Source organism: Micromonospora sp. NBC_01392, from assembly GCF_045040125.1.
GTDB lineage: Bacteria > Actinomycetota > Actinomycetes > Mycobacteriales > Micromonosporaceae > Micromonospora.
In genome coordinates, this window is sequence record NZ_CP109549.1 from 4,896,525 (window position 1) to 4,909,982 (window position 13,458).

The following is a 13,458-nucleotide window of genomic DNA, read 5'->3' on the forward strand; positions in this document are numbered from 1 at the left end:
CGGAATGGTGTCGACGCGCTCGGACTCATTGTGCGTATTCAGCTGTCCGGCGCCGACCGCCCGATGTGCGTGGGCTCCGGACCGCGCACCGTCAACGCGGCCTTCTCCAACAACTCGTAGCCGTACTCGCGGGACATGGCCAGGGCCCGCGACGCGTACGCCCGCGCCTCGTCGTCCCCGGTCCCCCCGCGCAACCGGTGGGCCCGGGCCAGACCGATCAACGCCTGCGCCTCGGCGTGCCGGGCCCCGTCGCCCCGGGCCAGGGCGAGGACCTGCCCCAGGCGGTCGATCGCCGGATCGGCGTCGCCGGCCCGCAGGTCGAGGTCGGCGCGGGCGAGCAGGGCGTGCGCCTCGACCCACCGGTCACCGACCTCGCGGGCGATCCGCAGCGCCTCGACCGCGTCGCGTCGCGCCCGGTCGAGGTCACCGGTGGCCCCGTGCACCGCCGCCAGCAGCCGCAGGGTGTCGGCCTCGCAGCTACGGGCGCCGGCCCGCCGGTGCGTGGCCAACGCCCGCCCCAGATGGACCGACGCCTCGTCGTAGCGGCCGAGCAGCAGGTGGGCCTCACCCAGGCAGCCGTGCGCCGTGCCCTGCCCGTGCCACTCGCCGACCCGGCTCTCCAGCTCGATGACCTGCTCGCAGTAGGTGACGGCGTCGGCCAGCCGGCCCTGCTGGAGACGGATGTTGCCGAGATTGGCCAACCGCGCCAACCGGCCGGCGAACCGGCCGATCCGGGTGTCGATCTCCAACGCCTCGAGGCTGTAGCGGGCGGCCAGGTCCAGCCGGCCGGTCTCGAACGACACGTGGGCCAGATTGCTCAGGGCGCTGCCCTCGCCCTCGGCCCAGCCACCACGCCGGGCGAACCCGAGCGCCCGCCGGAAGTCGTCGAGCGCGTCGGCGTACCGGCTGGTGGCCAGCAGGACGGTGGCCCGGCTCAGGTGGGCGGCGGCCTGCCCCAGCGGATGGTCGTCCTCCCGTGCGTACGCCAGAGCGGCCTCGGTGACCGGCAGCCACTCCGCCGACGGCGAGGTGAAGTCGAGGTGCCAGCGCAGGTGGTCGGTGAGCCGCCAGGCGGCCGTCCGGTGCTCCGGCCCGGCGGCCATGACGGCGGCGATCATGTTGTCCCGCTCGGCCTCCACCCAACTCCGCGCCTCGGCCGCGGTGGAGAACCCGACCCGGTGCCGCGCGCTCACGCCGGACGGCAGTGGCAGCCGCACGACACTCGGATAGAGCAGGCCGGCGGCGAGGTCCATGCTGGACAGATAGTGGTCGTACAGTCGGTCGAGCGCGGCCCCCCGGTCGGTGTCCTCGACCGAGGCACGTCGCCGGGCGTAGAGGCGCACCAGGTCGTGCCAGCGGTAGCAGGCAGGAGCGGACTGCTCCAACAGGTGGGCCCGGGCGAGGGCGTCGAGCAGCGGCTCCACCTCGACCACCGGCACGTCGGCCAGGGCCGCGGCGGCCGGCGGGGTGACGACATCTCCCGGGGCGACGCCCAGCAGCCGGAACACCCGGCGGGCAGCCGCCGGCTGCGCCTCGTACGACAGGTCGAAGGCGGCCACGGTGGCGGTCGTGGCGTCGCCGGGAACACCGAGCGCCGCCAGCCGGTCACCGGCGGCGAGCCGCTGGTTGTACCGGCCGATCGGGGTCAGCTCGGCCCGCAGGTTGGCGGCTGCGATGCGCATGGCCAGCGGAAGGTAGCCGCACAGTCGGGCGAGTTCCGCCGTGTCCCGCCCGGCCGCCCCGGGCAGCAGCATGGCCAACAGGTCATCGGCCTCGTCCGGGGAGAGCACGTCCAACCGGAGCCGGGCCGCGCCCTCCCGGGCGGTCAGGCCACGCAGTTGCTCACGGCTGGTCACCAGCACCACGCACCCGGCTCCCCCGGGCAGCAGCGGACGGACCTGGTCGGCGTCGGCGGCGTTGTCGAGCACGACGAGGATCCGCCGCAGGGCGGTCACGCTGCGGTAGAGCCCGACCGCCTCGTCCGGCTCCGCCGGGATCTGCTCCGCCGGTACGCCCAGCGCCTGGAGGAAGTGGACGAGCGCGGCCATCGGTGTCACCGGCGGCCGTGGTGAGCTGCCGCGCAGGTCGACGTAGAGCTGACCGTCGGGAAACCGGTCCCGCTCCGCGTGCCCCCAGCGGACGGCCAGAGCCGTCTTGCCGACCCCGGCCAGCCCCGTGACGACCACCGGCGGCGCGGGCCGCTGGCCGGCGAGGGCGTCCAGGGCCGCCAGCGGATCGCGGCGGCCGGCGAAGTGCGTGACCACGGCCGGCAACTGCGCCGGGGTCACCGGCCGGACGGCGGGCGCGGCGAGGCTCCGGTCGTCGGTGAGCACGGCGCGTTCCACGTCCCGCAGCTCCGGGCCGGGCTCGATCCCGGTCTCGCTGACGAGCACGTCACGGACCCGGCGGTACGCCTCCAGCGCCTCGGCCCGCCGCCCGCAGCGGTACAGCGAGACCATCAGGTGTCGGCAGAGCCGCTCGCGCATCGGATGCGCGTCCGCGAGCGCGGCCAGTTCCTCGACGATCTCCGCGTGCTGGCCCAACTCCAGTTGCGCGGCGAAGCGTTCCTCGTACGCCGCCAGTCGGAGCTGCTCCAGGCGGGCCGCCGCCGCCGAGACGGTGAGCGTCTCGGGCACGTCGGCCAGCGCCGGGCCGCGCCACAGCGCCAGGCCGCCGGACAACTGGCGGACCCCGTCGGCGACGCGGCCCTCGGCGACCTCCCGCTTCCCGGCGCGCGCCATCCGCTCGAACACCTGGACGTCGATCGTGTCCTCGCCGGTCACCAGCTCGTAGCCGGCCGCACGGCTGACCACGTCGCCGGCCCCACCGGCCCGCAGCAACCGGCGCAGACGCATGACGTACCCGTTGACGGCGCTGGCCGCCGTCCGGGTGGGACGGCCACCCCAGATCTCGTCGACCAGTCGATCCCGGCTCACCGGTTGCCCGGCCTCGGCCAGCAGCACGGCCAGCACGACGCGGTGGTGCGGCGCCGTGACCGGCGCCCACTGCGCGCCGTCCCAGATCCGCACCGGTCCCAGCGCTCGTATCCGCACGACCAGTCCCACCGCCTCATCGCGGATTCATCGACGAATTATCACCCGTGGCTACGTTCCACGCGAGGCGTAGGAGCACCGACCGGCGTCGTGCGCCCGCGCCGGCCGACCGCACGAGAGGAGAACGCCAGCTCATGACATCCGCGTTGCACCGAAGGGCGAGGGCATCGGGCGCCGTCACCGCCACCCTGGCGACGGTGGCCGTCCTCGGCCTCACCCTGGGGACCGGCGTCCACGTCACCCCTCCCGAGCCACTGACCGTCAGTCCGGTGGCGGCCCAGGCCGGCGCCGACCCGGGGATCTGCACCCGCGACATCACCTACCGGGGCGTGCTCACCCGCTGGACCTTCGACCCCTGTGTCCCGGACGGGGAACCGCTGCCCGCCGACGTGCACCGGGCGTTGGTGGAGGACTGGCAGGAGGTGAACGGCTGTCCGTCGGCGACCCCGACCGCGGCGGCGACCCCGGTGCAGCGGACCGTGCCCGCGGAGCCGGCCCTCGCCGGGACGACGGCGTCGGCCTACCCGAGCGGCCCCACCGGCAGCCCGAGCGCACCGGCGAGCACCAGCGTGAGCCCGAGCAGCAGCTCCTCGCCGTGCGCCAGCTCGTCGCCGGGACCGAGTGGCAGCCCGAGCGGTTCCCCGTCGGGCAGCCCCAGCGGTTCACCGTCGACCAGCCCGAGCGGGTCGACCAGCCCCAGCGGGTCCCCGTCCACCAGCCCGACCGGATCCACCAGCCCCAGCGGGTCCCCGTCCACCAGCCCGACCGGATCGACCAGCCCCAGCACCTCACCGTCGACCAGCCCCAGTGGATCGACCAGCCCCAGCGGGTCCCCGTCCACCAGCCCGAGCGGATCCACCAGCCCCAGCGGGTCCCCGTCGACCAGCCCCAGCGGATCGCCGACGGACAGTCCGCCGCCCACCGACCCGCCCACCGATCCGCCCACCGGCCCGGTGGACCCGCCGCCCAGCCCGACGCCCGGCCCGCCGTGTCCGGGCAACGCGGCCGACGAGAGGCTGGGCGAGGCGCGCAAGGACCGCTACTGCCCGCCGAACCGCAACCCCGCTCAGCCGGTGGTGCTGGTGGCCACCGGAGACTCGGTCACCTCCGCCCACCTGCAGTTCATGAACGCTTTCCCGATGGGCGCCTGCGTGGGCAACACGAGAGCCGACTTCCGCGGCATGCCCGGCAACGACATGCTGTTCAGCTACGCCGGCAAGTACGCCGTCAATCGCAACCAACGGGTCGTCGAGTACTACAACTTCGCCCGCACCGGCTACGGCACCCAGCAGATCCTCGGCGCGGCCCCGGGACACCAGGACGCCTGCCAGAACCCCTGGGCCCGGAACTGGCCCCCCGTCGACCTGGCCACCCGGGCCATCCAGCAGGCCAAGACCGACCGGAAGGCCGCCTACTTCGTCAGCACCGGCGGGGTGAACAACACCACGTGGACGGGGCTGCTCAAGGCCCTCGCCAGTTGCGGGCTGATGGACCACTACCGCGAGCTGATGCAGCGGTACTTCACCGAGCACAAGCTGCCGTTGCAGGCGCAGATGGACTGGTTCGACCGGGCGGGCAACTTCACCGCGAAGGCCAGGGTCATCGACGGCGGCGCGTGTCACGGCAAGATCGTCGGTGACGTCACCGGGATCAGGTACATCCACCACCGGGTCGAGGTGCCCACCTGGGACGGCCCGGCCCTCTACCAGCAGATCAAGGCGGACGTCGAGGAGATCGTCGACGAGGTGCTCGGCGCCGGCGCCGACAAGGTGGTGTGGATGGGCTACTACGACATCAGCCCGGCCCGGTTCGACGTCGGCCGGCTCGCCGAGCAGTACCGGGTGAACCTCGCCCAGGAGCTGCACGGCTACCTGCCGGGTCAGATCCCCTCCCAGGAACGGGACCTGATCGACGACCCGGGCTGGAAGGCGACCGTCGCGCAGTGGACGAACCAGCTCAACCTGGTGATCCGCACCGGGCTGCCGGCGGACAACCCGAGGGTACGGTTCGCCCCGGCTCCGGCCCTCGGGGTCACCGACCTCCAGAAGACCGCCTTCGGCGGATCCCCCCACCCCAACGAGTCGGGTCACGACAAGCTGGCCGCGGCGCTGGACGCGACCTTCAACTGATCGCTGTGCCGACCGGTCGGGGCCCGTCACCACCCGGTGGCGGGCCCCGACCGGGAGGTGGCCCGCCGCACGACGCCGGGCCCGGCGCCACGGCCCGCGGTGACGACGCGGCGGCGCTAGAGTTCGCCGACGCCCGCCGACGCCACCGGGACGGCCGGCGCGGCCAGCTTCGCCCGAGGACGGTCGGCGTCCGGATGGCGCAGCTCGTCGAAGATCGTCAGCGCCTCCCGCCACGCCCGGCGGGCGGCGTCGACGTCACCGGCGGCCCGCAGACTGTCGCCCAGGTTGTCCAACACCTCCGCCTCGTCGTACCGGTCGCCGAGTTCCCGGTGCAGCGCCAACGCCCGCCGGTAGCAGTCCGCGGCCCGGTCGTGGTCGCCCAGGCCGTGCCGGACGTAGCCGAGGCTGTCCCAGGTCAGCGCCGCGCCGTGCCGGTCGCCGTTCTCCTCGTGCAGCCGCAGGGCGGCCCGGCAGCAGCGCAGCGCCGGCCCCGGCTCGTCGAGCCGGGCGTGCATCCAGCCCAGGTTGTTGAGCGCCTTCGCCTGGCCGACCCGGTAGTCGGCGGCCCGGTACAGGTCGAGGGCCAGCCGGGTCTCGTCGAGAGCCGCCCGCAGCCGGCCCTGCCGCGCGAGCACCCAGCTCACCCCGAGGTGCGTGTGCGCCCGGCCGGTGTCGTCGCCCAACTCGCGGTACAGCTCGAGGTCGCGTCGGTAGTGCCGGTGCGCCGCCTCGTGCTCGCCCGACCAGGTGCAGGCGATGGCGAGTCCCCGATGCGCCAGGGCCTGACCGGCCAGGTCGTCCCGACGCACCGCCGCCGCCAGAGCGGTCCGCTGCGCGGCGGCCAGCTCGGGCCAGTGCCCGCTGCGGTCGAGATAGGTGGTGAGGGCCGCCGCCAGCGTCCACGCGTGCCGGTCCAGGCCGATGGCCGCCGCCTGCTCCACGCACGCCAGCAGGACGTGGTGCTCGGCGGCGAACCACGCGGTCGCCCACGCGTGCTCCGGCCGGTCGCCCACCGTCACCCCCGGGTCGGGCGGCGGCAGTGCGGCCGGCCGCGCCAGCCGGTACGGGTCGAGCAGGTGGTCGGCCGCGTGCGAGGCGTGCAGGTAGTGGTCGAACAGGCGACGCCGGGCCGCCTCCCGCTCGGCCGCGGGGTCGGTGTCGTGACACAGCTCCGAGGCGTACGCGCGGAGCAGGTCGTGCATCGCGTACCGGCCGGTGGCGCGTTCGGTGAGCAGGTTCGCCCGGGTGAGCCCGGCCAGCAGCGGGCCGACCCGGGCCGGTGGCAACCCGGCGAGGCTGGCCACCGCCGCCCGGCCGGCGTCCGGGCCGGGGTGCAGCCCGAGCAGCCGGAACAGCCGGGCCGAGTCGGCGTCCAACGCGCGGTACGACCAGGAGAAGACCGCCCGCACATCGGTCGCGGGGTCGCCGGTGGCCAGCGCGGTGAGCCGGTCCGGGTCGGTGTTCCGCAACTCGGTGGCGAGCGCCGCCAGCGGCACGTCGGGCTGCCCGACGGCGCGGGCCGCGACGACGGCGAGGGCCAGTGGCAGGCCGGCGCAGCGGCCCACGATCTCGTCCAGCGCGGTCGGATCGCGCCCGGCCCGGCCGCGACCGAGCCGACCGGACAGCAGCTCCCGGGCCTCGGCCGGCGGGAGCAGGTCCAGCGTCACCGGATGGGCCCCGTCGCTGACCACCAGCCCGGTGAGCCGGTTGCGGCTGGTCACCACCACCAGGCTGCCCCTCGATCCCGGCAGCAGCGGTCGCACCTGCTCGTCGTCACGGGCGTTGTCGAGCAGCACCAGGACCCGGCGGTCGGCGAGCAGGGTCCGGAACAGCGCGGCCTGCCCGGGCAGGTCGGTGGGCACCCGCTGGGGCGGCACGTGCAGCGCCTCCAGGAAGCCACGCAGCGCCTCGCCCGGCGGCACGGCCCGCCCGTCCAGGTCGAACCCGCGCAGGTTGACGTAGAGCTGCCCGTCCGGGTAGCGGTGCGCGACCCGGTGGGCCCAGTGCACCGCGAGGGTGGTCTTGCCGACCCCGGCGGTGCCGGCGATCGCAGAGATGACCACCGCCCGCCCCGGCGCACGCTCACCGCCGTCCGGGGTCGCCCCCGACGGTTCGGCGGGCAGCAGCGCGTCCAGTCGGCGCAGCGCCGCCGTCCGGCCGGTGAACCAGGCGGGGTCGCCCGGAAGCTGCGCCGGGGGCGGGCCGGCGGGCGGCGCGGGTGCGGGTGCCGGCCCGGCCGGGGTCTCCCCCCGCAGCACCCGCAGGTGAGCCCCGCTCAACTCGGGGCCGGGCTCCACACCCAACTCGTCGACCAGGTGGCGGCGGGTCTCGGCGAAGACGCGCAGCGCGGCGGCCCGCTGGCCGCAGCCGGCCAGGGCGAGCAGGTAGCCGGCCACCAGTGGCTCCCGCAGCGGATGCTCGACCACCAGGGGACGCAACACACGCGCGGTCGCGGCGAACCGGCCGAGGCCGAGTTCCACGGCGGCGAGCCGCTCGTACGCGAGCAGCCGCTGCTCGTCCAGGCCGGCGACGGCGTCGTCGACGAAGGCCCCGGCCGCACCGGCCAACGCCGGCCCGCGCCACAGCGCCAGCCCGTCGCGCAGCAGCCGCGCCGCCTCCGCCCGCCGGCCGGCCGTCTCCTCGGCGCGGGCCCGTTCGACCGCCACGGTGAACTCGGCGAGGTCCAGCTCGGTCCCGCGCACGGTGAGCCGGTAGCCGCCGCCCTGGGTCGCCAGCAGGTCGGCCGCGCCCGCGTCCCGCAGGGCCGCCCGGATCCGGGAGACGCAGACCTGCACCTGGGTCCGGGCGCTGGCCGGCGGGTCGGTGCCCCAGAGCGCCGACACGAGCTGCCCGAGGGGCACCAGCCGGCCGGCGTTGAGGAGCAGCAGCGCGAGCACCGCACGTTGCTGCGGGCGGTCGATGGGAAGGACCCGCCCATCGGCGGTCACCTGGACGGGACCGAGGAGGGACCACCGCATGGCTTTCCCCGTCAGTCGTGGTCGGACGACCCAGTCTATGGACGGCGTGGCCGACGTGGCCGACGACAAGCGGTCGGATAGCGGACGACAAGCGGCCCCGCCCAGGCTTTCCCCAGCCGCCGGAGCACGGGTCCGGCGGGAGGCGGGCCGGCGCGACGCCGGTCGAGACGGACAGGGAGAGCGAGATGCGGGTAACCAGGGGACGGGGCGCGCTGACGGCCGTCATGTCGACGGCTGCCGTGGTGGCCGGATTGGGCTGGGCGACGCCGGCCTCGGCGACGCCGGCGGGATTGGAGACGGTCACCCAGTCGGTGGCCGAGAGCAGCACGGACAAGTCGGCGCTCGCGTCCTGCCCGGCCGGCAAGGTGGTCACCGGGGGCGGTGGCTTCCTCACCGCCGGCTCGTCGGCCGCCGGACGGGTCGGGCTGGACCGGCTGGAGCCGCTGTCGAACGGCACCGGGTTCGTCGCGACGATGCGGGAGGTGGGCCCGGTCAACTTCGTCGGCGACTGGGGACTCCAGGGCCTCGCCCAGTGCGCCACCGCGCCGGCCGGCTACCAGGTCGTGGCCACGACCGGGGCGGTCGGGACGGCGCTCGTCACGGCGAGCTGCGGGACGAAGAAGGTCATCGGGATGGGCGGGCGGATCAACAGCGGCCTGGGCGACGTCGTGCTCGACCAGGTGGTGCCGTCGTTCGACCTGACGTCGGTGACCGTCCGGGCGGTCGCGGTGCAGGGCACCTCGCCGGCCGGCTGGAGCGCCACCGCGATCGCCGTCTGCGCCACCGCGCCCGCCGGGCTGGAGCGCATCTCCCTGATCGGGACGAGCGCGAGCAACCCGTCCGACAACAGCAACACGGCGTGCCCGGCCGGCAAGGGCCTCTACGGCGCGGGCGCGGACATCAACGCCGGCAACGGCCAGGTGCTGCTCACCGCGGTCAACATCACCGGGGGGAACACCGTGCGGACGCGGGCGGACGAGGACGCCGACGGCTTCGCCGGCTCGTGGAGCCTCAACGCGTACGGCATCTGCGGAAGCTGACCCGTCGGTCGGGGCGGCACGGTCACCGGATCGGGCCACCCCGACACCCCGTGCCCTGATCCACGGCGTCCCCCGGGTGGGACCGGCCCGCAGGCCGGTCCCACCCGAACGGGTCAGAGCCCGCCCTCGCTGAGCCGCCGACGGTAGCCGCGGGCGCCCTCGGAGCCGACGTTCTCGTTGACGTCCACGCCGCCCGGGTTGGTCTGCACGTGGTAGTACGTGGCGCCCCACAGGTTGCTGGCGACCGAGTTGTCGAAGTGGATCAGGTTGGCGTACTTGTAGCCCTTGTCGTACTGGGAGATGGCGGTGGTGCGGATCGAGTACTCGGTGCCGATCACCCGCTTGCCGGGCCAGATCGACGCGGCCCGCTGCAACGTCTCGGCGTAGGTCAGCTCGTTGACGTTGCCCTGTTCGGTGAAGCTTCCGTTGCTCGGGTTGCTGTAGAAGTGGACACCGACGAAGTCGCACTTGGCGATCGCGTCCCGGTAGTTCTGGTTGCCGTACCAGTCGTCGGGCCGCACGCCCTTGTTCGGCGACAGGGCGGTGCCGCAGATCAACGCGCCGGGGAACTCCGCCCGGATGCGGTCGATCGTGGCGCTGAGGCACCATCCGTAACCCCAGATGTCGCTCACCCCGATGTTCGGCTCGTTACCGAGCTCGATGATGCACTTACCGGCGCCGGACCGGATCCGCTTGTACTCGAAGAACCGCGAGTTCCGGATCTCGTTGACCGCGTTGTTCGCGTCGATCATGGTGTTCGTGTCCCCGGTGACGGTCCGCACGATCAGGTAGTCCGTGGCGCCGCACGCGGTCCAGACGTGATCCGGGTTGGCCGCCCAGCCACCCGCCAGCCCCCACCCGGTGACGACCTTGGCGAGGTTGGCCGACTGGTTGGAGATCGCGGTCAGCCAGGTCTGGTAGCCGTCGGTCAGCACCGGGCCGTGCGCCCGGTAGAACGGCGCCGCCGAGGCCGGCTGACCCGCCCCCAGATACGCGCCCACGCCGACCGCCGCCGCCGCGCCGCCGGTCAGCCGGATGAGCGAACGCCGGGACAGCCCCCGACCCGACCGGCTGTTCTCGTCCTCGTCCACTGGTGTCTCCTCACGCATCGATGCGGACGTGGCCCGGACGGTCGCACCGCCGACCGGGCCACGTCCGCGGTCCCGTACCGATCCCGGTCGACGCCGGGCCCCACCACCATCCGGCCGGGCCGGTATAGCGGTGGTATACGGGCGCGCTGAGCAGGGCGTACGGGCGGACCGGCGCGACTCAGACGCCGCCCGCGTGGATGGGCGGGGCGGCCAGCAGCCCTCGGGTCCGGTCGATCCAGAGCGCGGCTGCCATCCGCTCGAAGATCCGCAACGCCCCGCGCAGGGCGTCGCGGGCCTCGTCGGGCCGGCCCCGCGCCAACTCCAGCCGGCCGATGCTGAACAACGCGTAGCCCTCCCAGCGGACGTCCCCGCCGGTGCGGAAGACCGCCAGCGCGGCCGTCAACTCCCCGGCGGCCTCCTCGTGCCGCCCGAGCCCGGTCAGCGCGTCGCCGAGACCACGTCGGGCGTACGCTTCGCCGAGCGCGTCCGCGACGTCGGCGAACGCCGCGCGGCAGTCCCGGTAGGTGGGCACGGCCCGCGCGAAGCGCTCCTGGTCGACCTGGGTCATCCCGAGACCGAGCAGCGCCGCCGCCTCGCCCAGCCGGTCCCCCAGCGCGGCGAAGTCCGCCCGGCAGCGCAGGAAGCACTCGGTGGCCTCGTCGTAGCGTTCCTGGTCCAGCCGGATGCTGCCCAGCGTGCGCCGGGCGTACGCCTCGCCGTCGCGGTCACCGAGCGCGGCGAACGCGCGCAGGCACCGCTGGGCCGCCACCGCCGCGTCGGACAGCCGGCCCAGGCCCCGGTACGCCACCGACAGCCCTCGCAGTGTCTCCGCCGTGCCGCGCCGGTCGTCACCGGCGACGAACAGCGGCAGCGCGGCACGGTAGCGGGTGATCGCGGTCCGCGCGTCGCCGCGTCCCCAGCCGGCGTCGCCGAGCCCGCGCAGCGCCGCGGCGCGCTGGAGGTCGTCGCCGGTCCGTCCGGCCAGGTCCAGGCAGCGGCCGAAGTGGTCGGCGGCCTCGGCGAAGCGGCCCCGGTCCCGGTACAGGTCACCGAGGCGCTGGGTGAGCGCGACCTCGACGGCGACGTCCCCGGCGCGGCGGGCCGCGTCCTGCGCCAGCTCGTGGGTGGTCCGCCAGGCCTCCCACTGGGAGCGTTCCTCCAGGAACCGGGTCAACGACCGGGCCAGACGCCAGGTGATCGACCAGGCGCCGGCCCGGTGCGCCTGTTGGACGGCGGCCACCAGATCGGCCTGCTCGGCGGTGAACCAGCACCGCGCCTGCTCGGCGTCCGGGCCGGTCAGCGCCGCGGCGGCGCGTTCCGCCGGCGTCAACCAGGCCCGCAGCGCCGAGCCGACGGCCGACCGCCGCGCCGGTTCGGGCTCGGCGGCGGCCATCTCCGCGGCGTAGACCCGAAGCAGGTCGTGCAGGCGGTACCGGTCACCGGCGGACGACTCCAGGAGCTGGGCGTCGACAAGCGACTCCAGCAGCCGTTCCGCGCCGGTCGGCGTGGTGCCGAGCAGGGCGGCGGCCAGCCACGCGGTGACGGTCGGCTGGTCCAGCAGGGCCAGCAGGCGGAACGCGCGACGGGTGTCCGGTTCCAGGCCGTCGTAGCTGAGCTGGAAGCTGGCCCGTACGTCGAGGTCCCCGGCGCGCAGTTCGTCGAGCCGCCGCCGGCTGTCGGCCAGGCGCCCGGCGAACGCGGCAAGCGTCCAGTGCGGACGGGTGGCCAGTCGGGCGCCCGCCACCCGCACGGCCAGCGGCAGCCGGCCGCAGAGCCGCACCACCGTCGCGGCGTCGGCCGGATCGACCCGCGCGCGGTCCCGGCCGGCGGCGGCCAGCAGCAGCGTCACCGCCGCCTCCGCGTCCAGCACGTCCAGCGGCAGGTGCCGGGCGCCGACCAGGCCGGCCAGCGGGGTGCGGCTGGTCACCAGCGCCGCGCAACCGGCGCCGCTGGGCAGCAGCGGGCGGACCTGCCCCTCCCCGGCCGCGTCGTCGAGCAGCACGAGCACCCGGCGGTCGGCCAGCGCGCTGCGGTAGAGGTGGACGCGCTCGTCGAGGTCGCCGCCCGGCGGCGGGGCCGGCCGGCCCAGGGCGCGCAGGAACTGCGCCAGCACGTCGGCCGGATCGACGGGCCGTTCCCCGTGGCCGTGCAGCCGCACGTGGAGCTGCCCGTCCGGGTAGTGCGGTCGGAGCAGGTGCGCGGCGTGCACCGCCAGGCTGCTCTTGCCCACCCCGCCGGTGCCGGACACGGCGTGGATGCGCAGCGCGCCCGCCGTACCGCTGAGGTGGTGGGTGATCTCCGCCACCTGCGCGGCCCGCCCGGTGAAGTCGGCCAGGTCGGCGGGGAGCTGGGCCGGGCCCGGCTCGGCCGCGCGGTGCCAGGGCAGCCGGGCCCCGAGCGCCCGCAGCGTCGGACCTGGCGCGACCCCGACCTCGGCGGCGAGCAGCCGACGGAACTCCCGGTACGCGGTCGCCGCGTCGGCGTGGCGGCCGGCGGCGAGCAGCCCGCGCAGCTCGTGCTCGCGCAACGGCTCGTGCAGCGGGTGGTCGACGATCAGCCGCCGGGCCCGGGGCAGGACGGCGACCGGCCCGTACAGGCGGGCCTCCACCGCCAGGGACTCGTCGAGCGTGACGAGGTGCCGGCGATCCAGCAGGGTGGCCTCCGCCCGCAGCAGGCCCCGGTCGACCAGGTCGGCCAGCGCGCGCCCCCGCCACGTCGACAGCCCCCGCCGGTAGGCGTCGTGGGCCGCCGGCAGGTCGTCGGCGGCGGCGGCCCGCCGGGCGGCGGCCACCAGGTCGTCGAACTCGGCGGCGTCCAGCCGGTAGGCCGCCCGGTCGAGCCGGTAGCCGCCGTTGCGGTGGCTGAGCGCCGTTCCGAGCAGCTTGCGGAGCTGGTGCACGTAGAGCTGGAGGTTCTTGACCGCCGACCGTGGCGGGTCGTCCGGCCAGAGCGTGTCGACGAGTTCGGTGACGGTCGCCGCCCGCCCGGCGCGTAGCACCAGCGCGGCAAGCAGCGCCCGCTGCTTGGGCGGGCCGAGCGGCACCGCGTCGCCCCGGTCGGTCTCGGCGGTGCAGGGTCCGAGGACGCGGACAAGCATGCTGATCACCCCGTCGGAGGCGGTCACCGACCACGCACGGTGCTCCGCGACGCAGTTTAGATCGCCTGTC

The 13,458-nt window shown here is 75.3% G+C and carries 7 protein-coding genes; 2 read left to right on the top strand and 5 right to left on the bottom strand.

The window, feature by feature from the left end:
• Window positions 1-38 precede the first annotated feature (38 nt).
• Together OG767_RS21145 and OG767_RS21150 are read right to left on the bottom strand one after the other, a co-directional pair.
• On the bottom strand, window positions 39-3,065 hold the full coding sequence (locus OG767_RS21145) for a BTAD domain-containing putative transcriptional regulator (protein ID WP_405090158.1): 3,027 nt from the start codon (window positions 3,063-3,065) through the stop codon (window positions 39-41).
• A 508-nt stretch (window positions 3,066-3,573) separates the two neighbouring features.
• Entirely contained in the window at window positions 3,574-4,086 is a 513-nt protein-coding gene (locus OG767_RS21150) for a hypothetical protein (protein WP_405090159.1), read from the bottom strand.
• A gap of 49 nt (window positions 4,087-4,135) precedes the next feature.
• On the opposite strand from OG767_RS21150, the gene OG767_RS21155 reads away from it, so the two are divergent.
• The gene (locus OG767_RS21155; protein ID WP_405090160.1) at window positions 4,136-5,182 is read left to right on the top strand and encodes a hypothetical protein; all 1,047 of its coding nucleotides are present in this window, start codon (window positions 4,136-4,138) and stop codon (window positions 5,180-5,182) included.
• Between the two features lie 116 nt (window positions 5,183-5,298).
• Here the strand turns inward: OG767_RS21155 and OG767_RS21160 are convergent, their stop codons facing one another.
• Window positions 5,299-8,160: a BTAD domain-containing putative transcriptional regulator gene (locus OG767_RS21160; protein WP_405090161.1), complete on the bottom strand. Its 2,862-nt coding sequence runs from the start codon at window positions 8,158-8,160 to the stop codon at window positions 5,299-5,301.
• Window positions 8,161-8,345: 185 nt separating this feature from the next.
• On the opposite strand from OG767_RS21160, the gene OG767_RS21165 reads away from it, so the two are divergent.
• Complete coding sequence (locus OG767_RS21165) at window positions 8,346-9,200, top strand: hypothetical protein (RefSeq protein WP_405090162.1); 855 nt, start codon at window positions 8,346-8,348, stop codon at window positions 9,198-9,200.
• A 113-nt stretch (window positions 9,201-9,313) separates the two neighbouring features.
• Here the strand turns inward: OG767_RS21165 and OG767_RS21170 are convergent, their stop codons facing one another.
• Both OG767_RS21170 and OG767_RS21175 read right to left on the bottom strand, forming a co-directional pair.
• Entirely contained in the window at window positions 9,314-10,291 is a 978-nt protein-coding gene (locus OG767_RS21170) for a hypothetical protein (protein ID WP_405090163.1), read from the bottom strand.
• 178 nt (window positions 10,292-10,469) lie between these two features.
• Window positions 10,470-13,415, bottom strand: coding sequence for an AfsR/SARP family transcriptional regulator (locus tag OG767_RS21175; protein ID WP_405090164.1), 2,946 nt, complete (start codon window positions 13,413-13,415; stop codon window positions 10,470-10,472).
• Window positions 13,416-13,458 lie beyond the last annotated feature (43 nt).

What these genes read in the sequence shown, in the direction of transcription:
- OG767_RS21160 (WP_405090161.1), bottom strand. Translation starts at nt 8,160, where the DNA reads ATGCGGTGGTCCCTCCTCGGTCCCGTCCAGGTGACCGCCGATGGGCGG.
- OG767_RS21165 (WP_405090162.1), top strand. Translation starts at nt 8,346, where the DNA reads ATGCGGGTAACCAGGGGACGGGGCGCGCTGACGGCCGTCATGTCGACG.